Below are 25,009 nucleotides of genomic sequence, written 5' to 3'. Positions count from 1 at the left end.
CTGCTGGACACGATGTCGAGCCTTCACACCGTCGCGACGACACAGATTGGCTTGGAGGCAGGCATCGCAGCAGGGTGATGGCACTTCAGACATCGCCACCACGAGTATCAATCGCGATACAGCATCTCCCATGCTCGTTTGGTTCAATTATCAAAGACTTGTGGTCAATCTCGACGGGTAGCGCGGTACCGTGTGTTTCACTGCTGTGACATGCCTGATGGCAAGAATTCGTAACTCCTTGTTTTTAAACACCATGTCTACTGGCATACGACTTGCTCTATCGCTCTCGTCATGACGACCGGCGGTCGTAGGTGCTCGTGTCGAACGACACTTCCCGGCCACACAAGGACAACGTCAAGGAGACATCGACATGTTCGTCAGCAAACGATGGAAGACGACGCTGGGGGCCGTGCTCGCGTTCGTGCTGCTCGGCACGGCGCCGGCGCAGGCCGCCGACCCCGTTGGGGTGCAGACTACCTTGGAGGGATGTCGCAAAGATGCGAATTTCACCTTCCCCGATGGCGGCCCCTTTATCTGCCCCGACGCGGACTACACCACTGGCAACCTGGGAAAGACGTGGAACGAACTCGACCTCGTTCCTTATCGCATCACGCTGCAGGCCGGTAATTCCGCCCCTGCCAGCCAGATGTACACCCTTGGTGTGGTACTGGACAACGAGGATGCAGGCAAACCCGGATATGACATTATTTCGGCCCCGGTACTGAATGTGGGCAAATCGAGTGCGTCCTGTGCGGCAGCACAGTCGACGCCGCAAACCCCCAAGAACCCCGGCATCGGCGGCACAGACATTTCCATTTACCGGCTGATCACGGTCACACAGGCGAAAAATACCACCTGTGTCTATGACTATTACGGCCGGTTGGCCCTGGGATCGCACCTGTTCCCGGGTTCATCGCTGCACGCCAATCTCCTGGCCGAAGATCTCGGCACCGGAGGGGCTGGTGCACGCGACGTCTCCATCCCGGTGAAGGAGATCGAGCCGCAGGTGATTTCCAAGACGATGACGGCCCACCAGGGCGCGGAGCAGACCTGGAATATCTCCAAGGGGACCGAAGACTCGCTGGACTTTGGCAACGTCTGCCGCAGTGATGCGCCGACGTCCCTTCCCGTCCAGATCACGGTCACCTGGACCAAGGCGGAAGTCATCGGTGGCAAGGTTGCGGTCAACATAGTGTTGAATGCGAAGAATCCAGCCGCGCGTACGATCACCGTCGAGTTGACCGACAAGCTGTACAAGGGGTCGGACAACACCGGTACCCTGCTCGATACCTATAACGAGGGTCCATTCGACCTCGCTGCCGGTTTCAATGGCATGGTCGCCGAATTCACGGTCGAATTCGACGCAGCAACGGCGGGCAAGGTTGGCGACTGGCTGCACAACGAGGTATCAGGGACCTATACGGACAAGGCAACTGGCATCCCGGTCCCGGGCACCACGACGGCGGTCGCGGACGCTCAGATCCAGCAGGGTGAGGTCACCAATGCTTCGACGACCATCAAGGACGTGGAGGAGATCGACGGCATGGGTCTGATGTATGCGGTCGGGGTCCCGTCATTCGGCGACTTCCCGGATGGCTACATTGCGGACACGCAGACGGACGGCGAGGTAGGGTGGCAGACGACTGGTCAGACAGACAGTGGTTCCATCACCTTTGACAAGATGGTTTATCTCGACGATCCCAAGCGCGTCACGACGGGCATGTTGAGAGACACCGCCTACCTGACCGCCTCGGACGGATTTGCTGCCAGCACCAACGAACTGCAGATCCCGATCGCCTCATCGGTCATGGCCAAGCTCATGATTGAGAAGAGCATCCCCAACTTCCTGGATGCGGGTGAAAAACTCGAGGTGACATTCCACATTACCCGAGCCAATGATGGATCGTTCAGCAAGACCAAGGTCATCACCTTCACGGGGGGAGGTGCGACGACGCAATCCGTCACGGCGTGGGGCCTGGTTCCCGACACCTATTATGTCGAAGAGGTGAGCAGCGTGTTCTTCGCCGCAGGCAGTGACACTGGCGTCCCTGTCGGTCTGGCTGACCCGCGCGACCCAGCCGAGTATCCGAACCCCAGGACGGTGGATCTCCAGCTCGAAGACGGCATCGCGACCCATTGTTCGGCAACTGTCGACTTCCAGAATGTGCCAACAACCGAACCGGCCAAGGCGCAGGTGCAGAAGACCACTGAGCCGGTACTCGAAAACTCGGATGACGACTACTACTGGACCTTCAAGTTGTATGGTCCGGATGGCGGGCTGTTGAGTATGCAAGATGTCGGTGCGGGTGCAGGCCCTTCGATGTTCCAGACCGCTGGCCTCGATCTGCTCCTCACTAGCGAGGGTACCTATACCGTGGTCGAGACGGCCAAGGCGGGTTGGGATCTGGTTTCGGCCAACCCGGATTCGCCGATTCAGGACAAGGTCTGCGACTTCGTGGTCGACTACCCGGAGGATGCAGGCAAGGTCTTCTCCTGTTCGTTCCTGAACCGTGAACGCGGCAGGGCACAAGTCCTCAAGACCATGAATGGCCTCCCCGACTTGGGCAGCTACTCGTTTACCTTCGTGCTACGGCAAGGGGCTACCACCTTCTCCGTCGGCGAGACCTTGGAGTCGATGTCGGCCAATGCCGGGAACGGCGGCACCCTGGTGTTTACGCAGGAGCTCATCCCAGGTCAGACCTATCAGATCTGCGAGATCGTGCTGCCGGGGTGGCTCAGCAGCTTCGGAACCTTTGTTCCGAATGCGTTCATGCCACCGGATGGCGTAGTCATCAACCCGAATGTCGACAACAGTATTCTCTGTGGCAATTTCTCGGTCGGCCCGGGCGAAACGAAGGTGTTCAATATCGACAACACCCAGCCACCAGGTGGTCGCGCGTTGACCATCGGTTTCTGGCGGAACTGGGCGTCCTGCGCCAAATCCAATGGCAAACAGGAACCCGTGCTTGATCAGACGCTGGCCTCCTTTGCCGGTGGCGGGGTCTATATCGGCAACCTGTTCGTGGATACCTGCCAGGAGGCCGTGCGTATCCTGAGCAAGCAGGATGTCGGGAGCGGCAAGCAGAAGTCGAGTGATCCGGCGTTCAACATGGCAGCGCAACTGCTGGCTGCGAAGCTGAACGTGCAAGCCGGGGCGGGTCAGTGTCCTAATGCCGTCACAGCGATGGTTGCAGGCCAAGCCATTCTTGATGGACCGCCGCCCAGCTACGCGGTGAACTTCACCGGGATGGGGGATTATCCGAAGAAGGGCCAATTCGCGGCCGAGGCAAACAACCTCGCCACGACACTGGACCAGTACAACAACAACTATCTGTGCACTGGACCGTAACGGTGTAGCATCGTTGCGTTCAACCGAGGGGCCCGACACAAGCGGGCCCCTCTTCTTTGTGTCTGCGATCCTCGGTGAAGGTGACTTGCGGCTGGCAGCACGACAGGTGGTGACCGTACTGCTCGCGCCAGAGGCGGTGCAAAGCACGATGCAGTACGACGCGATGACATAGTGATGACATAGTGATGACATAGTGAAGCAGGAACATGGTGTTGGCATGTCAAACGTTGCGGGGCTGACTACCTGTGCTTCCCACTGCTTCCTCTGCCGTCGCGACATACGGCATGGCACCAAGGCGCCAGCCATTGCAATCGGCTGCCTGGCCTGGCCTGAGCTGGCAGGCAAATCCAATGTTCACCTCATCGGGGTGCACCTATGGTGCGATGTGCCTTGCGCCCAGATTATCTCCCGATCGCCAGCTCATCAGCCCTCAGATCATCGAGGCCCTGCGCGGCCAAGACCTCAAAGATCCGCCTTGCCGTAGCTCACCATGCAGCTCTGTGCTGGTGAGTTGCATGGGGTTCAATGGGCTGTCTTTCGCATTGGGCTATTTGTCTTGGCCGTGATAGGCAGACGGATGGTGGTATGCAGAGGAGGTTGCCCGGTGCGGAATGCCGCCCATTAAAAGGGCCACCGCTCGGTGGCCCTACAGGTGGAGTCTGATCCTGACTCCGGCACTCTAGATTGTGGCAATCTCGTTGTGGGTCTTGTCGATGGTGCCCTCCTTGCGCCCGGGGCGCATGATCAGATATGCCAGTGTTGATGCCGCAATGCCTTGAAGCCGTGCTGAGTTTGCAGAGCCGCATGCTTGGGGTACTCACTAATGAAATGTGCTATTCCCTCCATCAGTTGTGAACGCAGCGAAGACACGGGCTCATGCCAGGCCTGCAGGCAGAGATGGCCGGGGATCAACTGCTCTCGATACGCTTCCAGCAGTTGCTCTGGCCAGGGTTCGATACCGGGATCATGACGCAGTAGATAGTGGGCGGCGGGTTCACGGGCATAGATGAACTGAACTTGGGCCAGGTCGCGTTGGCTTAGCGTTTGGCTGCCGATGTGGCAAGTCAGATATTTCCCCGTCTTCAGATTCAGGAAGTGACCGCGTTGCCGACAGGCAATGATGCGATACCAAGGCAGGGGTGAACAGAGAGAATACCCCTCCAGCTCCTGTTCCAACCAGTGATGGCACTCGGGTGTCTGCACTTCTTCGCGCATAGACTCGAGCTGTGTCAACAAGGCTCTGGATGGTTTGGTAGCCAGCATCGCGCTCATCGTCTGCAATCCTCCCTCTGCACACAATCCCGACTTTCAGTATGGACCCTGGCCGGTGGAGGGGGGTAACAATTCTAATGATTAAAATCAGCTTAGATGCGCACTTTTTATGCAATAAAGGCCATTAGCCGACCAGGTAGGTGCCGGTGCCAAAGGCGATGTGGGTCCCTTCTTCGTTGTGCAGTTCCATACGGGCGACGGCGACCTTGCTACCGGCGCGGATGATGTGGGCGGTGGCGATGAACTCGTTGCCGCGGCCGGGTCGCAGATAGTCGATTCGCAGGTCTATGGTGCCGAGGCGGGAGAAGCGCTCCTTGAGGTAGCTGGGGGAGAAATCCTCCAGCTCGTCGATGCAGGAAGCGGCGACTATCATGCCGCCCGCCACGTCCAGCAGGCTGGCGGTCACGCCGCCGTGCAGTATGTTGTGAAAGGGGTTGCCGATCAGCTTGTCATTCATCTTGATGCGCAGCTCCACTTTCTCGAAGTCATAGTGGGTCACCTGCATGCCGATGAGCTTGTTGAACGGCATCTTCTCGGCGAACAGATTGGCAATGCCACTGAGCGCCATCTTCTTCAACATCTGTTTCATTCTCTGATACCGATCCCTGTCATCAAAGCCGAGTAAAAACTCCAGCCAGTCTGCAACACTTCCTTAACAGTCGCAATGGCAGGTTTATTGTGGGCGGCGGCTGCTTTAGAATGGCGACCCCAAAGGAGAGCCCATGACCGCCATTGCCGACACCTTGCCCGATACCCCCCTTGCCCTGCTGCAGGCGGTCTTCGGCTACCAGCAATTTCGGCCGGGCCAGCTCGAGATCATCGAGCAGATAGTGGCGGGGCGTGATGCCCTGGTGCTCAAGCCCACCGGTGGCGGCAAGTCCCTCTGTTACCAGATCCCGGCGCTACTGCGCCCCGGGCTCGGAGTGGTGGTCTCGCCCCTCATTTCGCTGATGAAGGATCAGGTGGACAGCCTGCGGGCCAACGGCGTGGCGGCGGTCTATATCAACTCCGCCCTGAGCCGGGAGGAGATGGTCCAGAACTTTGCCGCCATGCGCCGTGGCGAGATCAAGCTGGTCTATGTCTCCCCCGAACGGCTGCTGCAGCACGAGTTTCTGGATCGGCTGGCAGAGTTGCCCCTCGGGCTGTTCGCCATCGACGAGGCCCACTGCGTCTCTCAGTGGGGCCACGATTTTCGGCCCGAATACGCGGCGCTGGGACGGCTCAAGCAGTGGTTCCCCCAGGTGCCTGTGGTGGCGCTCACCGCCACTGCCGACGAGGCGACCCGCAGCGACATGCTGCATCGCCTCGAATTGCACGATCCCTTCATCCACACCGCCAGCTTCGACAGGCCCAACATCCGTTACAGCCTGGTGGAGAAGTTCAAGGGGGCGGAGCAGTTGCTGCGCTACGTGCAGAGCCAGAAGGGCAACTGCGGCATCGTCTATTGCTCCAGCCGCAACCGGGTGGAGGAAGTGGCAGAGAGGCTCTCCCGCCATGGCTGCAAGGCATCGCCCTATCATGCGGGCCTGCCGCTGGATCAGCGGCTGCGCACCCAGGATGCCTTCCTCAAGGACGATGTCGAGATAGTGGTGGCGACGGTGGCGTTTGGCATGGGGATCGACAAGCCCAACGTGCGCTTCGTGGTGCACTACGACATCCCCAAGAATATCGAATCCTACTATCAGGAGACCGGCCGGGCCGGCCGCGATGGGACCCCCGCCGAGGCGCTGCTGCTATATGATCCCGCCGACATTGGCCGGGTGCGACGCCTGCTCGACAACATCGAAAATCCCCAGCAGTTGCAGGTGGAGCAATACAAGCTCAACGTGATGGCGGCCTTCGCCGAGGCGCAGACCTGCCGCCGTCAGGTGTTGCTCAACTACTTCGGCGAGTACAACGACAAGCCGTGTGGCAACTGCGACATCTGCCTGGATCCCCCCAAAAGTTATGACGGCACCGAGGATGCCCAGAAGGCGCTCTCCTGCGTCTGGCGGGTGGGTCAGGCCTTCGGGGTAGGTTATGTGGTGGAGGTGCTCAGGGGCTCGCTCAACCAACGCATCAAGGATCACGGTCACGACAAGCTGTCGACCTACGGCATCGGCAAGGATCAGAGCCACGAATACTGGATGAGCGTGATCCGCCAGCTGATCCACAAGGGGCTGCTGACCCAGAACATCACCCGCAACCTGGTGCTGCAGCTGACCGAGGCGGCCCGCCCCGTGCTGCGCGGTGAGACGACGCTGGCCCTGGCGGTGCCACGCTTGCAGCCCATCTCCAGCCGCAAGGAGAAGCGCAGCGGCCTGCTCGACAACGCCAACTATGACAAGCGGCTGTTCAAGGAGCTGCGCGGTCTGCGCAAGCAGATCGCCGAGGATGAAGAGGTGCCGCCCTACGTGGTGTTCAACGACGCTACCCTGGTGGAGATGGCCCAGCTGATGCCGATGACCGAGGACGAGATGCTGGCCATCAACGGTGTCGGTCACCGCAAGCTGGAGCGCTTCGGAGAGGCCTTTATGGATCTTATCATCGACTACTGCCGCCGGTAGGGTCGACCCTGGTGGAGATGGCCCAGCTCATGCCGATGACCGAGGACGAGATGCTGACGGTCATCGGCGTCGGTCACCGCAAGCTGGAGCGCTTCGGCGAGGTTTTTATGGACCTTATCATCGACTACTGCCGCCGCTAGGGTCGATTAGCGAAGCGTGATCGACCGCATCGGGGATAGGGCGCCGCCGGGCTACTTCAGGCTGGCATAATAGGCCGCCAGATTCTCCATATCCGCCTCGGTCAGCATCGCCATGAAGGGTGCCATCAATGGCTCGGTGCGGCTACCCTCCTTGAAGGCTTTCATCTGTTTCAGCAGATAGGCAGCGTTCTGTCCGGCCAGATGGGGATAGACGGGGACACTCGCCTTGCCATCCACCCCATGACAGGCGACGCAGACAGGCGCCTTGGCCTTGCCCGCTTCGATGTCGGCGGCCTTGACCTGATGTCCCCAGGCCAGTGCCAGCAGGGGCAGGGCATATATCCATTTTTGCATTGTTTTCTCCGTGAAATGAAATAGCGCGATCGCCTGTTAGCCTGAGCGGGCAGACGGCGGTATAAAGAGTGACACGAGCATACGCAGGGACGAACCACACCACCATGAAGCTGATCAACACTTTCGCCACCGAACTGCCCTGGGCCTGCGAGCCCGTGGCTCCTCAGCCTCTGCGTGCACCCAGGCTGCTGCACCTCAATCAGGGGCTGTTGCGGGAACTGGGGCTGGACGGGATCGGTGAGGCTGACTGGCTCGCCTGCTGTGGGTTGGGGCAGCCGTTGCCGGGTATGCAGCCGGTGGCCCAGGTCTATGCGGGGCACCAGTTCGGTGGCTACAGTCCGCGCCTGGGGGATGGCCGCGCCCTGCTGCTGGGGGAGCAGTTGGCGCCGGATGGTCAGCGCTGGGATCTGCACCTGAAGGGGGCGGGCAAGACGCCGTTTTCCCGCTTCGGCGACGGCCGTGCCGTGCTGCGCTCCAGCATCCGCGAATACCTCGCCTCAGAAGCGCTCCATGCCCTCGGCATTCCGACCACCCGGGCCCTGGTGCTGGTGGGCAGTGACGAACCCGTCTACCGGGAGCAGGTCGAGAGCGGGGCGACAGTGCTGCGCACAGCGCCCAGCCACCTGCGCTTCGGCCACTTCGAGTACTTCGCCTGGAGCGGCCAGGGGGAGAAGATCCCGGCTCTCATCGATTATCTGCTGCGTCACCACTTCCCCGAACTGGAAAGCGGTGCCGAGCTGTTCGCCGAGGTGGTGCGGCGCACCGCGCGCCTCATCGCCAAGTGGCAGGCGGCGGGCTTCTGTCACGGGGTGATGAACACAGACAACATGTCCCTGCTCGGGCTGACCCTGGATTACGGCCCCTACGGTTTCATCGATGCCTATGTGCCGGATTTTGTCTGCAACCACTCGGATCCGGGTGGCCGCTACGCCCTGGATCAGCAGCCGGCGGTGGGTTACTGGAACCTGCAGAAGCTGGCCCAGGCGCTGGCGGATCAGGTGGACGGCGACGCCCTGGCGGCGGCCCTGGCCCAGTACGAACATCAGCTGATGTTGCACTACTCCGAACTGATGCGCGCCCGGCTTGGCCTGGAGACCTGGGAGGATGAAGACCCGGCCCTGTTCCGTCAGCTGTTCCAGTTGCTGGCGGCACATCGGGTGGACTATCACCTCTTCCTGCGTCGCTTGGGTGAGCTGACCACCCAGGGGGAGTGGCCCGCCTCCCTGCTGGCGCTGTTGCCGGACCCGGCCGCCTGGCAGGAGTGGCTCGAAACCTATCGGGCCCGGCTGGTCCGTGAAGGGAGCCAGGATGCGGCGCGCAAGGTGCGGATGGATGCTGTCAATCCCAAGTACGTGCTGCGCAATGCCTTGGCCCAGCAGGCGATAGACGCCGCCGAGACGGGGAACATGGCGCCGTTCGAGCGGCTGTTTGCCGCCCTGCAGCGCCCTTATGACGAGCAGCCGGAATACGAGGATCTGGCGACCCCGGTTCCCCAGTGGTATTGCGGTGGCGAGCTCTCTTGCAGCAGTTGAGGAACAACAGATGAACTGGCGTGTCATGCAGACGGATCGGGAGGCCGGGGTGGTGTTGCTGGCCTGCCCGGGCCTTGACTGGGACAACTTCCCGGCTCTTGCCAAAGAGCTGGTCGAGGGGTGGGAGCTTATACCGCTCGAGCAGGAGTGGGGCGCGGATCGCCACAGCTGGCTGCTGGAGTTCGAAGGCAGCCGGTTGCGGCTGGAGTATGAGCAGCACAGCGGCTGCTGGCTGGAGGCGGTGCACCCGGACGACAGGGAGGTGGTGCTCTGGCTCGGCCGTCAGCACTCAGCCGCCTCATCGCATAAGGATTGAACTATCCGCGTCGGGGCGTATAATCTCGCCCCTCAATTATCGCCATGGTGGCGGTATGGGTTCCCTAACCCCATTAACCAAAAAGGTCACAACATGAATCTGACCCCTGCTCAGCACCAGACGGCGCTGGTGCGCCTCTCGTTGTTCCACATCCTGATCATCGCCAGCAGCAACTACCTGGTGCAGCTGCCGATCACCATCTTTGGCTTCCACACCACCTGGGGTGCCTTCAGCTTCCCGTTCATCTTCCTGGCCACCGATCTGACGGTGCGGATCTTCGGTGCCGGACTGGCCCGCAAGATCATCCAGACCGTGATGCTGCCGGCCCTGGCCGTTTCCTATGTGCTCTCCGTGCTGTTCTTCGAAGGCAGTTATCAGGGCATGGGCAATCTGGCGGAGTTCAACCTCTTCGTGGCGCGCATCGCCCTGGCCAGCTTCATGGCCTATCTGGTGGGCCAGTTCATGGACGTGGTGGTGTTCAACCGCCTGAGACTGCTCAGGGCCTGGTGGGTGGCACCGGCGGCCTCGACCCTGTTTGGCAACCTGGTGGATACCATCGCCTTCTTCAGCATCGCCTTCTGGCGCAGCACGGATCCCTTCATGGCCGAGCACTGGGTCGAGATCGCGACCGTGGATTACGTATTCAAGCTGCTGATAAGCCTGGGATTGTTTGTACCACTCTACGGCGTGCTGCTGCGCTACCTCAGCCGCAAGCTGGTGGGGGAGGCCGGCCTGGCCAGTCTGAAAACGGCCACACGACAAGCCTGACGAGAATGACCACCCGCGCGGTGGTCATTTTTTTGCACTTTTTACAAATAAGGCTTGCACAGTTAAATGAGAATGATTATTGTTACCTTGTTTTCCGGGAAAGACTTCATTCGTTCCAACGTGATGGACTTCTTGTGAAGGCACGACATTGCTCACATTGCTTCCAGTTAAGGGGCCAGTTGTTTACTGGCCCTCTTTTTTTGTCTGTTTTTCAGCAAGTTGCAGCCATAAAAAATGGGAGCCTAGGCTCCCATCTTCAGTCTGTGTCTGCTTATTCGATATCGAGCGCATCGGGTGAGAGGATCACCCCTGTGGTGTCGGCGTAGAGGTGATCGTCCGGCAGGAAGGTGACACCGCCGAAGTTGACCGGCAGATCCGTCTCTCCCACATCCTTGTGATCGGCACCGACCGGGATGGCGGCCAGGGCCTGGATGCCGATGTCGAGATCTTCCAGGATGTCGACCTCGCGCACGCAGCCGTAGCAGACGATGCCTTCCCACTCGTTTTCCGCCGCCGTGGTGGCGATCTCGCTGTCGATCAGGGCCCGGCGCATGGAGCCGCCGCCGTCGATCAGCAGCACGCGGCCGACGCCGTTCTCTTTGACGACTTCACGGATGAGACCGTTCGATTCGAAGCATTTGACCGTGGTGATGACGCCGCCGAAAGAGGCGCGGCCGCCGAAGGAGCAGAGCATGGGTTCGAGTACATCCACCATGTCCTGATAGATGTCGCACAGTTCTGAAGTGTTGTATTCCATTGTGTCAGATCCACCGCTGGAAACAGGTGGATCCAGTATAAGGAGTGGGGTTGGCATTTCAACGACTATTCCTTGCCCAGAGGCGGGAATCCCCGTTTTTATCGCGGCAGCGGCTCCCGAATTCCTGTGCGGGATAAGGGCCTGCCATCCGGGGCTACCGGGGTCTGAGGCCACCAGGGCCGGGCACCCTGGTGGCTGCCATCAGGGGTTAGAGCAGGAACAGGGTCGCCAGACCCAGGAAGATGAAGAAGCCGCCGGTGTCGGTGATGGCGGTGATCATCACGCTGGCCCCCACCGCCGGATCCCGCCCCAGCCGACTCATGGTCATGGGGATGATGACCCCCATCAGGGCCGCCACCAGCAGGTTCAGCACCATGGCGAGCGTCATCACGGCGCCCAGGGCCGCATCCTGATAGAGGAAGTAGGTCGCGACCCCCATGGTGCCGCCCCACACCAGACCGTTGATCAGCGCCACTCCCAGTTCCCGCCACAGCAGGAAGGAGACGTTGCCCGGCTGGATGTGCTGCAGCGCCAGGGCCCGCACTATCATGGTGATGGTCTGGTTGCCTGTGTTGCCACCGATCCCTGCGACGATGGGCATCAGGGCCGCCAGCGCCACCAGTTGCGAGATGCTGTGCTCGAACAGGCCTATGACCCGGGAGGCCACGAAAGCGGTGCAGAGGTTCAGCGCCAGCCAGGCCCAGCGGGTCTTGACCGCCTTGGCGACAGGGGCGAACACGTCTTCTTCCTCGCTGATCCCCCCCATGCGACGCAGATCGGTGTCGCTCTCCTCATAGACAAGGTCCACCACTTCGGCGACGGTGAGCCGCCCCATCAGCTTGCCCTTGCCATCCACCACGGCGGCAGAGACGAGATCGTCCCGCTCGAAGGTACGAGCGGCGGCTTCATCGTTGTCTTCCGGATCGAAGGTGACGGGGTCCTTCTCCATCACGTCTTCCACCCTGGTCTCCGGCTTGTGCAGCAGCACTGTGGTGAGCGGCAGTTCCCCCTGCAGCCGGTTGCGCCTGTCGGTGACGAACAGCTTGTCGGTGTTGGCGGGGATCTTGCCAAGCTGGCGCAGGTAGCGCTGCACCGTCGCCAGGCTTACCTCGGCGCGCACCGTGATCAGCTCGAAATCCATCATGGCGCCGACGGTGTGCTTGCCGTAGCGGATCACCTCCCGCACCCGGTCGCGCTGGTCGGGGGCCATGGAGGTGAGCAGCCGACCCATCAGGTTGCGAGGCAGGTATTGGCCCAGATAGATCTGATCGTCGATGTCGAGGCTGCGCAGGGCCTGCAGCAGCGCCTTGTCACTCATGCCGCTGATCAGGCTGTCCCACACCGTCTCCGACGCCTCGACCAGGATCTGGCCATGGCGCTCCGGGTCCACCTGTTGCCAGAGCACGTGGCGCTCGTCCGGGGGCAGGGACTCCAGGGCATCGGCGACGTCGGCGGCCGGCAGGCTGTTGACCAGGCGCGTCAGCTCGCTGGTCTGATCCCGCAGCTTGGCGTCCTGCACCCCTTGAGGATCGAGCAGGCTGTCGGTGAGGGCATCGTCGGCCAGCAGCAGGGTGAGGATGCGGGCTCTGTCGTGTTCACGCTGTTTGGCGCTGTTCTTGGGGGGGAGAGACATGCAGCAAGATTCCTGAATTCGGTTGGCCGGATGGCCTTGCTCCATAGGATACCAAATTCAAAACAAGAGGTTATGACAGTAAATGCAGGAAAAGAAACGCCACCCTGAGGTGGCGTTGGCATATGAAGTGATATCAGGCCGAAGCCAGGGCCGCGTCTGCGGCACATCCTTGCCCGAACCAGGCGAGCTGGTCGGCCAGCGTCACCACGGATCCCACCATAATCAGGGCTGGGCTCTCGACCCCGGCCGCCAGCTCGGGTAACTGGTCGAGGGTGCCGCGAATGACCCGCTGGCTTGGCTGGGTGCCGCGCTCGATCAGCGCCACCGGGGTGTCGCCCCCCTTGCCGTGGGTCAGCAGTTGCTCGCGGATCACGGCGCAAGACGAAAGCCCCATGTAGAACACCAGGGTCTGTTTGTCTTTGGCCAGTAGCGGCCAGTCGAGATCCCGGGCGCCCCCTTTGCCGTGGGCGGTGACGAAGCGCACGCTCTGGGCGTGATCGCGGTGGGTCAGCGGAATGCCGGCATAAGCCGCACAACCGCTGGCCGCCGTGATCCCCGGCACCACTTGAAAACCGATGCCGCTGCCGACCAGCGTCTCCAGCTCCTCGCCGCCACGGCCGAAGATGAAGGGGTCGCCCCCCTTCAGCCGCACCACCCGTTGCCCCTTCTTCGCCTCGTCCAGCAAGAGCTGGTTGATCCCCTCCTGCGGCACGCAGTGGTTGCCCGCCTGCTTGCCAACGAAGATTCGCCTGGCGTCGCGGCGCACCAGCGCCATCACTTCGTCAGAGACCAGCCGGTCATAGACCACCACGTCCGCCTGCTGCATCTGGCGCAGGGCGTGCAGGGTGAGCAGGCCCGGATCGCCGGGGCCAGCTCCCACCAGCACCACTTCGCCACCGGTCTGGCTTTCGTCGGCAAACAGGTTGTCGGCCAGCTGGTTGGCAGAGGAGTGATCCCCCCGCGCCAGCGCCTGCCCGAGTCGGTCTGCCCCGAGCAGCCGCTCCCAGAAGCGGCGCCGCTCCCCCATGCTGGTGAAGCGCGCCTTGACCCGCTCCCGCAGGCTGCCGGCGAAGGCCGCCACTGCCCCCAGATGCTGGGGCAGCAGGGCTTCCAGTTTTTCCCGCAGCAGCCGGGCCAGCACCGGGGCTTTGCCGCCGGAGGAGATGGCCACCATCAGCGGCGAGCGGTCGATGATCGACGGCATGATGAAGCTGGAGCGTTTCGGGTCGTCCACCACGTTGGCAAAGATCCGCGCCTGATTGGCGCTCTGGTAGACCAGGGCGTTCACCTCGCGCCGATCGGTGGCGGCCACCACCAGCCACTTGCCCGCCAGTTGCGCCGGCGCGAATTCACCGGCCAGCCACTCGATGCTGCCGTTGGCAGCCAGTTCCGCCAGCTCGGGGTCGAGCTCGGGCGCCACGACTGTGAGGTGGGCACCGGCATCCAGCAGCAGGCGCGCCTTGCGCTCCGCTACCTCGCCGCCGCCGACCAGCAGCACGGGTTTGTTGTCGAGTCGGCAAAAGATGGGCAAGTAGTCCATGGGGCCTCCTGATCAGGCGGTTTGGGTCTGGCTGATGGTGGTGGTGGCGTCGCTCACCGCGACCGGGCGCTCAGCCTTGGGGGTGGCATACCAGTAGCCGAGGCCCATGAAGAGGGCGCCGGAGACGGTGTTGCCCAGGGTCACCCACAGCAGGTTGTGGCCGATGCCGCCCAGGGTGTAGGCCTCGGAATGGGCGCCGAACCAGGAGAGGGCGAACAGGGTCATGTTGGCGACCGAGTGCTCGTAGCCGGAGGCGATGAATGCCAGCAGGCACCACCAGATGGCGATGAACTTGGCGGCACCCTCGGTGCGCAGCGCCATCCAGATAGCGAGGCAGACCAGCCAGTTGCACAGCACCCCTTTCATGAACAGGGTCAGCGCCGGTGCCTGGGTCTTGGCCAGCGCCACCTTGTGCGCCAGGCTGCCTGCGTCCGGCAGCAGGCTGCCGCCGTAGGAGTAGATCAGCGCCACCGCGATGGAGCCGAGCAGGTTGCCGGCCCAGGTCTGCGGCAGGATGCGCAGCAGGTCGGCCATGGCTATCTTGCCGGTCTTCACCCCGAAGGTGAGGAACATGGTGTGACCGGTGAACAGCTCGGAGCCGGCGATGACAACTAAGGTGAGGGCTATGCCGAAGGTGGCCCCCATCACCAGCGGACGGATGCTCGTGTCCACCAGGTTGCCCAGGGTGAAGATGAGGATGATGCCAAGGCCCACATAGGCCCCCGCCATGGCAGAACTCAGCCAGAAGCCGAGCTTGTCGCTGCGCTCGAAGCGGTTGATGCGGGCCGCGTTGGCGGCGCACTTGTTGATGGTGTCGGTATACATCTTTATTTCCTTCAAGAGGGCCGCCCGCGGGCAGCCCTGATATGCATGGTGTTAGACGGCAACCCAGACCTGCTGGTCGCGTACTTCAACGGGATAGCTTTGCACCGACATGGCGGCGTTCTCGAGGCAGTGGCCGTCGCGCAGACGGAAGTGCTGCTTCTTGAGCGGGCTGGCGACCCAGAGCTCACCCTCGTGTTCACCTATGATGCCGCGCGACAGCACGTTGGCGGCGAAGAAGGGATCCCGGTTGTCGATGGCGAACACCTCGGCCGCCGCGCTCGGGCGGAACAGGGCAATCTGGCGACCCTCAATGAGTGCGCAGACACCGGTTCCCGGCATGATGTCGTTGAGTTGGCAGGCAAGTTTCATCGCTTAATCTCCACGTCGAGTTGGATGAACTGGCTATCGAGCAGGGCGCAAACGTCCATGCAGCCCGACAGGATGTCATTGCGTTGGCAGGCAAGTTTCATCATTTGGTTTCCACCTCGATCTGGTAGACGGGGATGCGCTCGGCCGGGGTGGCGGGCCTGTGCTGGTCGCGCTCGCTGACGAACTGGACGTCCGGGTCGCGCTTGTCGCTGTTGATGAAGTGGCTGAATCGCTTGAGTGCCTCCTCTTCGTTGAGGGTGCGCGACCATTCGCACTCGTAGCTGTCGATCAGGGTCTGGATATCGCGCTCCAGGGTGTCGGCCAGCCCCAGCTTGTCGTCGACGATCACTTCGCGCAGGTAGTCGACGCCCCCTTCCAGGTTGCCGAGCCAGACCGAGGTGCGCTGCAGTTTGTCGGCGCTGGTGACGTAGAACATCATAAAGCGGTCGATCAGCCTGATCAGGGTCTCGCGGTCGAGGTCAGACGCCAGCAGATCGGCGTGGCGCGGCTTCATGCCGCCATTGCCGCCCACATAGAGGTTCCAGCCCGCATCGGTGGCGATGATGCCAACGTCCTTGCCCTGGGCTTCCGCACATTCACGAGTACAGCCGGAGACACCTAACTTCATCTTGTGGGGGGTGCGAATACCCTTGTAGCGGTTCTCGAGGAAGACCCCGAGGCCGACGCTGTCCTGCACGCCGAAGCGGCACCAGGTGCTGCCGACGCAGGTCTTGGCCATGCGCAGCGCCTTGGCGTAGGCCTGACCGGTCTCGAAGCCCGCCGCCAGCAGTTTGCGCCAGATGGCGGGCAGGTCATCCTTCTGGGCTCCGAACAGGCCGATGCGCTGGGCGCCGGTGATCTTGGTGTAGAGCTTGTAGTCGCGGGCCACTTCGGCCACCGCCAGCAGCCCTTCCGGGGTCACTTCACCACCGGCCATGCGCGGGATGACGGAGTAGCTGCCGTCCTTTTGCATGTTGCCGAGGAAGATGTCGTTGGTGTCCTGCAACTGGGTATTGAGCGGGCTCAGCACATAGTCGTTCCAGCAGGAGGCGAGGATGGAGCCGACGGTCGGTTTGCACACCTCGCAGCCATGGCCGTGACCGTGCTTGGCCAGCAGCTCGTCGAAGCTCTTGATCCCCTCCACCTTGACCAGGTGGAACAGCTCCTGACGGGAGTAGGGGAAGTGGGCGCAGAGGTGGTTGTTGACCTCGATGCCCTGCTTCACCAGCTCGGCGTTGAGCACCTGGCTGATGAGCGGCACGCAGCCACCACAGCCGGTACCGGCCTTGGTGTGCTGCTTGATGGCGGCCAGGGTGGTGTGACCCTCGGCCACCGCCTGGGCGATGTCGCCCTTGGAGACGTCGAAGCAGGAGCAGATCTGGGCGGTTGAAGGCAGGGCATCCACCCCCAGGGTCGGCTTGGCACCGGCATAGGCGGGCAGGATCAGGGTGTCCGGGTGGCTCGGCAGCGGCAGGGCGTTGAGCATCAGCTGCAGCAGGTTGCCGTAGTCATCCACGTCACCCACCAGCACGGCGCCGAGCAATCGGCTGTTGTCTTCGCTCACCACTATTTTCTTGTAGACGCCAGCCTGGTCATCCTGGAACACATAGCTGTGGCTGCCCGGGGTGCGGCCATGGGCATCGCCGATGGAACCGACGGAGACGCCGAGCAGCTTGAGCTTGGCGCTCATGTCCGCCCCTTCGAAGCAGCTGTCGCCGCCCAGCAGGTGGTCGACGGTGATCTGGGCCATCTTGTAGCCCGGGGCCACCAGGCCGAAGAAGCGGCCCTGCCAGGCGGCGCACTCGCCGATGGCATAGATGTCGGGGTCGGAGGTGAGGCAGTGATCGTCGATCAGCACGCCGCCACGGTCGGCAATGGCCAGTTCACAGTAACGGCCCAGGGTATCCTGCGGGCGGATGCCGGTGGAGAAGACCACCACGTCCACTTCAAGCGTGCTGCCGTCGGCGAAGGCGAGGCGGTGCTGGGCGTCGCGGCCGCCGTGCATCAGGATCTCGCTGGTGCTCTTGCTGGTGTGCACCTGCACGCCCATGGATTCAATCTTGCGGCGCAGCAGCTGGCCGCCCTGACCGTCGAGCTGTTCGGCCATCAGCACCGGGGCAAACTCCACCACGTGGGTCTCCAGACCCAGTGCCTTGAGGGCGCCGGCGGCTTCGAGGCCAAGCAGACCGCCACCGATCACCACCCCGCTCTTGCTGCTCTTGGCGGCGCTGCGGATGGCTTTCAGATCCTCGATGGTGCGATAGACGAAGCACTCGTGGTGCTGGCTGCCCTGAATGGGGGGAACCCAGGGGTAGGAACCGGTGGCCAGCACCAGCTTGTCGTAACCGACCACAGTGCCCTTGTTGGAGTGCACTTCGCGGGTCGTTCTGTCGATTTTTTTCACCGCTTCGCCGAGCAGCAGGCGGATGCCGTGCTTGTCGTAGAAACCGGGTTTGACGAGGGAGAGATCTTCGCTGGTGTGATGGGAGAAGTAGGAGGAGAGATGGACGCGATCGTAGGCGGGACGGGGTTCTGCACCGAAGACGGTGATCTCGTAGCGGCCCGGGTCGGCCCGCTCGATCAGCTCTTCGATGAAGCGGTGCCCCACCATGCCGTTGCCCACAACGACCAGTCTGACTTTGCTCATGGTTGCCTCAATTTTGGAGTAATAAAACATCAATCTGACGTTAGGCTACCCAGTTAGGGGCGGTGGGCAATTGATGTAAATCAAGTGTCTATTTATATATCTCCTCAGGGGTAATTCGAGGAAATTCAAACCTATGCATAAATGGGTATACCAGTTGACGGTTTCCGTGTCCGGTGCGGCCCTGGCAGGGGCCGGGTCATCAGGCGATATGGCGGCGGAACATGGCCAGCGCCAGGGAGAGGGTGACACCGGCGATGGCGAGCAGGGGCCAGAGCAGGGGCCAGGCCGCCGACCAGCCGAGATCCTTGAGGAAGACCCCCTTGAGCAGCAGGATGAAGTGGCTGAGGGGATCCACGGCCGCCAGCCACTGGAACAGCTGCGGCATGTTCTCGATGGGGGAGACATAACCGGAGAGGATCACCGCCGGCACCATGAAGGAGAAGACCCCGAGAAACGCCTGCTGCTGGGTCGAACAGAGCGACGAGACGAAGAGCCCTATCCCCGCCAGCGCCAGGCCGTAGCAAACCATGCCCGCCATCAGCAAGGTGGTGCTGCCGCCAAACGGCACCTGATAGAGGAAGCGGGCCGCCAGCGCGACTATGGTGCCCTGGCCCACCGCCACCAGGATGCCGGGTACCGCCTTGCCCGCCATGATCCAGCCCGCGGTGAGGGGGGAGACCAGCAACTGATCGAAGGTGCCCTCTTCTCGCTCCCGTGCCACCGACAGGGCTGTGACGATGAGGCAGCCGACCGTGGTGATGATGGCCACCAGGGAGGGCAATATGTGCCAGCTGAACTCGATGTTGGGGTTGTAGAGGTGGCGCACCGCCAGTTCGGGCTGCGCCTTGCCCTCGCTCTGCCAGCGGGCGATGACCTCATTGATGTAGCCCGCCGCCACCTGACCCCCGTTGGAGCGGCGTCCGTCGATGATGAGTTGCAGCCTGGCCTGTTCGCCCCTGGCCAGCCGGCGGGAGAAATCCTGCGGGATGATGAGGCCGATCAGCGCCTGTTGCCCGGTGATGGCATCTGTCATCCCGGTCTCGCCCGCCACCGTCATCACTGTGGTGAAGGCGGGCAGGTGGGTGAGGCGCTCGATGAGCTCCCGGCTCTGCGCCCCTCCATCCTGGTCATAGATGGCGAGCGTGTTGCCGGTCACCTCCAGGGTGGCGGCGAAGGGGAAGAGGGCCGTTTGCAGCAGCACCGGCATGATGAGCAGGAAGCGCCCCTGGGTATTGCCAAGCAGGGCCTGCAGCTCTTTCCGGATCAGCCACCAGAGTCGGATCAGCATGTTTACTCCAGGGTGCGCCGCGTCTTGCGGGCGGTGAGGGCCAACCAGAAGGCGGCCAGCAGCAGCAGGCAGACAGCGTTGACCAGCAGGATGGAGAGCACGTTGCCCGCCTGGTAGAGGGTCTGCAACGAGCTCGCGAAGTAGCGGGCCGGGATCAGGTGGGTGATGGCCCGCAACAGCGGTGGCATGCTGGCGATCTCGAACACGAAGCCCGAGAGCATCATGGCCGGCAGAAAGGCCGCCGTCAGCGCGGCCTGGGCGGCATTGAACTGGTTGCGCATCACGGTGGAGAGAAAGAGCCCGAGCCCGAGGGCGCTGCCGAGAAACAGGGTGGTGAGCACGAACAGGGAGATCAGCGAGCCGCGCCAGGGCACCCCCATCACGGCCACCGAGAAGAGCAGGCAGATGAGCATGGCGGCGATGCCGAGCCCGTAGTAGGGCAGCAGCTTGGAGAGCAGTAGCTCTGCCTTGGTCACCGGGGTGGCGAGCAGCGCCTCCATGGTGCCGCGCTCCCACTCCCGGGCTACCACCAGGGAGGTGAGCAGGGCACCTATGATGGTCATCACCACGGCGATGGAGCCGGGCACCAGGAAGTTGCGGCTCACCAGCGCCGGGTTGAACCAGGCGCGGCTCTCCACCGCCACCGGCAAGGAGAATCCCTCTTTGGCGAGCCACCCCTGCCAGATCCCCTGTACGTAGTGGGTGACGAAGTTCGCCGTGTTGGGTTCGGAGCCGTCGGTGAGCAGCAGGGCTTTCGGCGTGCCATCCCCCTGACTGGCAAGGGCGGCGGAGAAGCCGTCATCGATCACCAGCAGGCCGCGGATCTCGCCGCGCTCCAGACTGGCGAGCAGCGCCGCCTTGCTCGGGCCGCCGTGGATTTCCAGCGCCGTGGAGCCGCGAAGGGCCTGCTCTAGCCGCACCGCCGGGGCGCCACTATCGGTGCGCCAGATACCGAGCCGCAGGTGGTCCACGTCCAGGTTGATGGCGTAGCCCATCACCACCAGCAGCACCACGGGCATGATGAAGGCGATGAGGATGCTGCTGGGGTCGCGCACGATTTGCAGGGACTCCTTGCGGCACAGGGCCAGCAGTCGGCGGCGGTTGATGCTCATGCGTCCTCCTCGCTGGCCTGCTCGACTAGCGTGATAAAGGCCTCTTCCATGGTTGGCAAGGCGGTGCTTGTGTCCTTGGCGGCCAACCCCTTGAGCTCGTCCGGGGTGCCCAGGGCCAGCAGGCGACCGCGGTAGATGAGGGCGATGCGATCGCAATACTCCGCCTCGTCCATGAAGTGGGTGGTGACCAGCACTGTCACCCCGTGATCGGCCAGGGCATTGATGTGGGACCAGAACTCCCGCCGGGTCACCGGATCGACCCCTGAGGTGGGCTCGTCGAGAAACAGCAGCGGCGGCTCGTGGAGCAGGGCGCAGGCCAGCGATAAGCGCTGGCGCAGGCCAAGGGGCAGAGATTCCGTCTGCTGGCCGAGCCAGGGGGCGAGGGCAAACGCCTCCACCATGGCGTCGATGCGCGTCTGCTGCTGGCGACCGAACAGGCCGTAGATGCCGGCGAAGAACGACAGGTTCTGGGCCACGGTGAGCTGCTTGTAGAGGGAGAACTTCTGGGCCATGTAGCCGAGGTGCTGACGCGCCGCCGAGGGGCTGCGGGCGAGATCGATGCCGGTCACCAGCGCCTGCCCGCTGCTCGGGCGCAGCAGGCCGCACTCCATCTTGAAGGTGGTGGACTTGCCCGCGCCGTTGGGGCCGAGCAGACCGAAGATCTCCCCCCGGCGCACCGCGAAGCTGACGTCGTCGGTGGCGGTGAAGTCGCCGAACCGCTTGGTGAGGCGGCGCGCCTCGATCACCGCCTCCGGGGAGACCCCCTCGGGCAGGCTGGCCTCGCGCATCAGCTGCGCCAGGCTGGACTCCCCACCCGGGCCGCCACCGAGCAGATCGATAAAGGCATCTTCCAGCCGGGCAGGGGTCGGCACTAAGCCGCCTTCCAAGAGGCCCAGCTCCGCCAGGGGCGGCGGCATCTGGCCCGGGTGCAGCAGCAGGCGCACTCGCTCCCCCGCCACGGCGCCATCCATCACAGCCGGGTGGGCCAGGGCGCGGCGCAGCAGGGCGCGCCGCTCGCGGCCATCCAGTTGCCCCGCCTCCAGCAGCCAGCAGCGGCTGGCCATGGCCCCCATCAGGTCGGCTGGCGTACCGCTGGTGCGCACCTCGCCATCCGCCATCAGCAGCACGTGGTCGCACAGCTCCGCCTCATCGAGATAGGCGGTGCTCCAGAGCACCGTCATGCCTCCCTGGGCCAGCTCGCGCACCATCTGCCAGAGGGCGCGGCGGGAGATGGGATCGACCCCGACCCCGGGCTCGTCCAGCAGCAACACATCCGGGGTGCCGAGCAGGGCGCAGGCCAGCCCCAGCTTCTGCTTCATCCCCCCCGACAGCTTGCCCGCTGGCCGCGCGGTGAAGCGGGCGAGATCGGTGAAGGCGAGCAGGCGCGCAAAGGTGGGGGTGCGTTCGGGCTCCAGCACCCCGCGCAAGTCAGCATAGAGGCTGAGGTTCTCCTGCACGCTGAGATCCTCGTAGAGGCCGAACTGCTGGGGCATGTAGCCGAGGCGCTGACGCAGGGCATCTCCCTCGCGCACCGGATCCAGCCCGAGCACCCGGATTTCCCCGGCCTCCGGCACCAGCAGACCGGCCAGCAGACGCAGCAGTGTGCTCTTGCCTGCCCCGTCGGGGCCCACCAGGCCGGTGATGCCGCCGGTCGGAATGGTGGCCGAGATGGCGTTGAGGGCGACCCGCTCGCCGAAGCGCTTGGTGAGCCCGGTGAGCTGGATGGCGGCATTCATGGCTGCAGCCTGACGGTGACCGGCATCCCCTGGCGCAGGGCAGAGTCAGGATCCTGCACTACTATGCGCAGCCGGTAGACCAGGTGAGTGCGAAGGTCCGGCGTCTCCACCGATTTGGGCGTGAATTCGGCGCTGGGCGACACGAAGCCCACCACCCCCTGATAGGGCTTGTCCGGCCGCGAGTCTGTGGTCAGGGTCACGCGGGCGCCGCTTGGGAAGTGGCCGAGCCAGGGCTCCTCCACATAGGCGCGCACCCAGACCGGCGCGGTCAGGGAGAGGTTGAAGGCGGTGGCCCCCGGCTGGACCATGCTGCCGATCTCGATGGCGCGGGTGAGGAGGATGCCGTCGCTCGGGGCTGTCAGCGCCGCGTCGGCGAGCGCCAGTTCGGCACTGGCCAGCGCCGCTTTGGCCCCCTGTAGCTGGGCATCGGACTGGGCTATCTCCTCCGGGCGGTAGCCGGTCTCGAGCTGGCCGAGCTGCTCGCGGGCTGAGCGCACCTGGGCCTGGGTCTGATCCCGTTGGGAGCGTGCGCTGTCGAGCTGGCCGCGGGAGATGGCGCCGGTCGCCGCCAGCGCGCTCTGGCGGCGCCACTGCTGCTCTGCCTCGAGCGCAGCTGCCTCGGCGGCGGCCAGTTCGGCCCGTGCCCGATCGCGCTCTTCACTGCGATACCCCTTGTGGATCAAGGCATTGGCTGCAGTGAGGGCGGCCAGATTGGCGCGAGCACTGTCGCGCTCATGGGCGAGGGGCACGGGATCGAGACGGGCCAGAGGCTGACCCGCTGTCACGCTGTCCCCCTCATCCACCAGCACCTCGCTGATCCTGCCCCCGACCCTGAACGCCAGGTTCACATCGCGGATGTCGACGTTGCCGTAGAGGATGGAGCCGTCGGCCGGGCGCCCCTGCCACCAGAGATAACCGCCGATAACGGTTAGCAGCAGGACCAGGATGACGATGCGTTGTTTCATACCGGGTCTCCTTCGGGGCGGCCCTGCCACCAAAGGTAGCCACTGAACAGGGTCAGCAGCACGGCCAGGAGTGCGATGCGTTGTTTCATGCGGGATCTCCTTCGGTGCGGCGCAGGCCGCGCAGGGCCCATGCCAGGCGTTGCCGGGCAGCCTCGGGGTTGTCTATCTGGGACAGAAAGGGGGCCGCCTCCGGGGGCAGCCAACCGAGCTGGCGACCGCTGCCGGCGATCACCAGCGGCAGGCCGACCGAACCCATGATGAAGATCATCAGCTGGAGCGGGTGGCCCGCCACCAGCGACCCTTCCGCCTGCGCTGTGCGCACCTGTTCGATCAGCAGCAGGGGATGGCGGCGCGGCAGACTGAGCAGAAAGCGCTGGGCTGCCCCTTCGCCCGCCAGCGCATCGCCAAACAGGTGGTTGATGAAGCCGCGCTGGCGCGCCACCAGTCCGATCAACGCCTCCATGGTCGCCTCGAAGGTCGCGAGGGCACAGGGATAGGTGCCTTTGGCCGCCACCGTCTTGAGCTCGTCATAGAGGGGGGCGTACCAGAGCTCCACCAGCTCGTCGATAAAGGCGTCACGGTTGCCGAAGTGATAGACGAAGGTGCCGAGATTGACCTCGGCCGCCGCTGCCAGCTCCCGTACCGTGAGGCCGCGCAACCCCTTGTCGGTCGCGATGGCAAGGCCGGTATCGAGCAGTTTTTGGCGAGTGGGGTGCATCTGGCAAGACTCCTTCTGAACAGATTTTGATCTGAATTATACGATCGTATAAATTCGGGGGAAGGGGCTGGCCGATCTTTTTTTGAACAAGGGGCGGCAGGAAGCCGGGTTCTCTCGCCGGGGAGTCGGGATCAGGTGGCCCGGGTCTCCCCTCCATAGGGGGCCTGGGCGCAGGTCTCGCGAATGAGGGTGCGCAGCCAGCGGTGAGCCGGATCGGCGTCCTGGCTGGGGTGCCAGATCAGGGCGACCCTGATCCCTGCCAGCGGGAAGGGCAGGGGCAGGGTTACCAGATCGGCGTGCAGGGCGGCGCAGTGCCGCTCGGGCACGGTCGCCACCAGGTCGCTGCCCCGCACCAGGGCCAGGGCAGTGGCAAAGCCGGGGACCAGGGTCGCCGCCGCGCGTGTCAGCCCGAGGCGCGCCAGGGCCTCGTCTATGGGGCCCTGCTCCAGCCCGTGCCGCGACACCAGTATGTGGCGGGCGGCGGCATAGCGGGCGGCGGTCAGGGGGCCCTCGCACAGGGGGTGGCCCGGACGTACCACGGCGACGAAGCTGTCCTGAAACAGCGCCTGGGTGCGCAGCTCGGGCGCCGTCTCTGCGCCTATGACGCCGGTTTCGAAATCCAGCTCGCCGCTGCGCAGGGGTCGGCTCCCCTTGTCGGGTTTGGCCAGGAAGTGCAGCCTGACCCCGGGGGCCTCGGCGGCGAGCCGGGCCAGCAGGGCAGGGCCGACCGCCTCCACGAAGCCGTCACTGGATCTCAGGCGAAAGGTGCGCACCAGCCGGGCCGGATCTATCTCCTGCTGGGGGCGCAGCACGGCGTGCGCATCCTGCACCAGCTGGCTGACCTGAGCGCGCAGGGCCAGGGCCCGCGGCGTGGGCACCAGACCCCGGCCCGCCCGCACCAGCAGGGGGTCGCCCGTGGTCTCCCGCAGCCTGGCCAGGGCCCGGCTCATGGCGGAGGGGCTCAAGGAGAGTCGTCTGGCGGCACCGGCCACGCTGCCCTCGTCCAGCAGGGCATCCAGGGTCAGCAGCAGATTGAAGTCGGGGGTATTCATGGCATTGCCCTCGTCGAGCCGGGATCCCGGGTGATGACCCATGACGGCCGGTAGGCTTCATCATACGCGAGAACCTCTCTCTTCATATGG

General features: G+C 63.6%; 20 protein-coding genes and 1 pseudogene. 6 read left to right on the top strand and 15 right to left on the bottom strand.

Going from position 1 to position 25,009, the window contains the following annotated elements; all coding sequences use genetic code 11:
- Positions 1-370: 370 nt before the first annotated feature.
- Positions 371-3,349, top strand: coding sequence for a hypothetical protein (locus tag KW824_RS16455; RefSeq protein ID WP_218410341.1), 2,979 nt, complete (start codon positions 371-373; stop codon positions 3,347-3,349).
- 744 nt (positions 3,350-4,093) lie between these two features.
- On the opposite strand, the gene KW824_RS16450 is transcribed toward KW824_RS16455, so the two are convergent.
- Both KW824_RS16450 and KW824_RS16445 read right to left on the bottom strand, forming a co-directional pair.
- A complete protein-coding gene (locus KW824_RS16450; RefSeq protein ID WP_043128692.1) occupies positions 4,094-4,621 on the bottom strand; it encodes a hypothetical protein in 528 nt (175 codons plus the stop codon).
- A 124-nt stretch (positions 4,622-4,745) separates the two neighbouring features.
- Positions 4,746-5,210 (bottom strand): thioesterase family protein, encoded by a 465-nt coding sequence (locus KW824_RS16445; RefSeq protein ID WP_182787219.1) that lies wholly within the window; start codon positions 5,208-5,210, stop codon positions 4,746-4,748.
- Between the two features lie 133 nt (positions 5,211-5,343).
- On the opposite strand from KW824_RS16445, the gene recQ reads away from it, so the two are divergent.
- Both recQ and KW824_RS16435 read left to right on the top strand, forming a co-directional pair.
- Entirely contained in the window at positions 5,344-7,167 is a 1,824-nt protein-coding gene (recQ, locus tag KW824_RS16440; RefSeq protein ID WP_218410340.1) for an ATP-dependent DNA helicase RecQ, read from the top strand.
- Positions 7,168-7,172: 5 nt separating this feature from the next.
- A pseudogene (locus KW824_RS16435) lies at positions 7,173-7,307 on the top strand (HRDC domain-containing protein); the annotation flags it as partial.
- Between the two features lie 51 nt (positions 7,308-7,358).
- Here KW824_RS16435 and KW824_RS16430 read toward each other — a convergent pair.
- Positions 7,359-7,661 (bottom strand): cytochrome c, encoded by a 303-nt coding sequence (locus tag KW824_RS16430; RefSeq protein WP_182787226.1) that lies wholly within the window; start codon positions 7,659-7,661, stop codon positions 7,359-7,361.
- Between the two features lie 104 nt (positions 7,662-7,765).
- On the opposite strand from KW824_RS16430, the gene KW824_RS16425 reads away from it, so the two are divergent.
- The 3 genes from KW824_RS16425 (at position 7,766) to KW824_RS16415 (ending at position 10,277) form a co-directional block, all read left to right on the top strand.
- On the top strand, positions 7,766-9,193 hold the full coding sequence (locus KW824_RS16425; protein WP_182787228.1) for a YdiU family protein: 1,428 nt from the start codon (positions 7,766-7,768) through the stop codon (positions 9,191-9,193).
- A gap of 10 nt (positions 9,194-9,203) precedes the next feature.
- Positions 9,204-9,509, top strand: a complete 306-nt coding sequence (locus tag KW824_RS16420; protein WP_218410338.1) for a DUF3630 family protein — start codon at positions 9,204-9,206, stop codon at positions 9,507-9,509.
- Positions 9,510-9,602: 93 nt separating this feature from the next.
- Entirely contained in the window at positions 9,603-10,277 is a 675-nt protein-coding gene (locus KW824_RS16415; RefSeq protein ID WP_042649188.1) for a 7-cyano-7-deazaguanine/7-aminomethyl-7-deazaguanine transporter, read from the top strand.
- Between the two features lie 271 nt (positions 10,278-10,548).
- Here the strand turns inward: KW824_RS16415 and rraA are convergent, their stop codons facing one another.
- The 12 genes from rraA to KW824_RS16355 form a co-directional block, all read right to left on the bottom strand.
- The gene (gene rraA / locus KW824_RS16410) at positions 10,549-11,034 is read right to left on the bottom strand and encodes a ribonuclease E activity regulator RraA (RefSeq protein WP_005328442.1); all 486 of its coding nucleotides are present in this window, start codon (positions 11,032-11,034) and stop codon (positions 10,549-10,551) included.
- A 208-nt stretch (positions 11,035-11,242) separates the two neighbouring features.
- Positions 11,243-12,667 (bottom strand): magnesium transporter, encoded by a 1,425-nt coding sequence (gene mgtE, locus KW824_RS16405; protein WP_043128677.1) that lies wholly within the window; start codon positions 12,665-12,667, stop codon positions 11,243-11,245.
- Between the two features lie 133 nt (positions 12,668-12,800).
- Positions 12,801-14,207 carry a siroheme synthase CysG gene (gene cysG, locus KW824_RS16400; protein ID WP_218410337.1) on the bottom strand — a complete coding sequence of 469 codons (1,407 nt, stop codon included), beginning with the start codon at positions 14,205-14,207 and terminating at the stop codon, positions 12,801-12,803.
- Between the two features lie 12 nt (positions 14,208-14,219).
- On the bottom strand, positions 14,220-15,032 hold the full coding sequence (nirC, locus tag KW824_RS16395) for a nitrite transporter NirC (RefSeq protein WP_218410336.1): 813 nt from the start codon (positions 15,030-15,032) through the stop codon (positions 14,220-14,222).
- A gap of 51 nt (positions 15,033-15,083) precedes the next feature.
- Positions 15,084-15,401, bottom strand: coding sequence for a nitrite reductase small subunit NirD (nirD, locus tag KW824_RS16390; protein ID WP_005328438.1), 318 nt, complete (start codon positions 15,399-15,401; stop codon positions 15,084-15,086).
- A gap of 100 nt (positions 15,402-15,501) precedes the next feature.
- Positions 15,502-18,048 carry a nitrite reductase large subunit NirB gene (gene nirB / locus KW824_RS16385; protein ID WP_218410335.1) on the bottom strand — a complete coding sequence of 849 codons (2,547 nt, stop codon included), beginning with the start codon at positions 18,046-18,048 and terminating at the stop codon, positions 15,502-15,504.
- A gap of 199 nt (positions 18,049-18,247) precedes the next feature.
- Positions 18,248-19,336, bottom strand: a complete 1,089-nt coding sequence (locus tag KW824_RS16380; protein ID WP_218410334.1) for an ABC transporter permease — start codon at positions 19,334-19,336, stop codon at positions 18,248-18,250.
- A 2-nt stretch (positions 19,337-19,338) separates the two neighbouring features.
- Entirely contained in the window at positions 19,339-20,448 is a 1,110-nt protein-coding gene (locus KW824_RS16375) for an ABC transporter permease (protein ID WP_218410333.1), read from the bottom strand.
- Entirely contained in the window at positions 20,445-22,184 is a 1,740-nt protein-coding gene (locus KW824_RS16370) for an ATP-binding cassette domain-containing protein (RefSeq protein ID WP_218410332.1), read from the bottom strand. Before KW824_RS16370 ends, KW824_RS16375 begins: the two co-directional genes overlap by 4 nt.
- The gene (hlyD, locus tag KW824_RS16365) at positions 22,181-23,149 is read right to left on the bottom strand and encodes a secretion protein HlyD (RefSeq protein ID WP_218410331.1); all 969 of its coding nucleotides are present in this window, start codon (positions 23,147-23,149) and stop codon (positions 22,181-22,183) included. The genes KW824_RS16370 and hlyD overlap by 4 nt, the downstream gene beginning before the upstream one ends.
- Positions 23,150-23,234: 85 nt before the next feature.
- Entirely contained in the window at positions 23,235-23,867 is a 633-nt protein-coding gene (locus KW824_RS16360; RefSeq protein ID WP_042649178.1) for a TetR/AcrR family transcriptional regulator, read from the bottom strand.
- 131 nt (positions 23,868-23,998) lie between these two features.
- Positions 23,999-24,919 (bottom strand): LysR family transcriptional regulator, encoded by a 921-nt coding sequence (locus KW824_RS16355; protein WP_218410330.1) that lies wholly within the window; start codon positions 24,917-24,919, stop codon positions 23,999-24,001.
- Between the last annotated feature and the right edge of the window lie 90 nt (positions 24,920-25,009).

The organism is Aeromonas sp. sif0611, assembly GCF_019218845.1.
Lineage (GTDB): Bacteria > Pseudomonadota > Gammaproteobacteria > Enterobacterales > Aeromonadaceae > Aeromonas > Aeromonas media.
The sequence above is the reverse complement of the archived record's forward strand: the minus strand, read 5'-3'. Positions and strand labels throughout refer to the sequence as shown.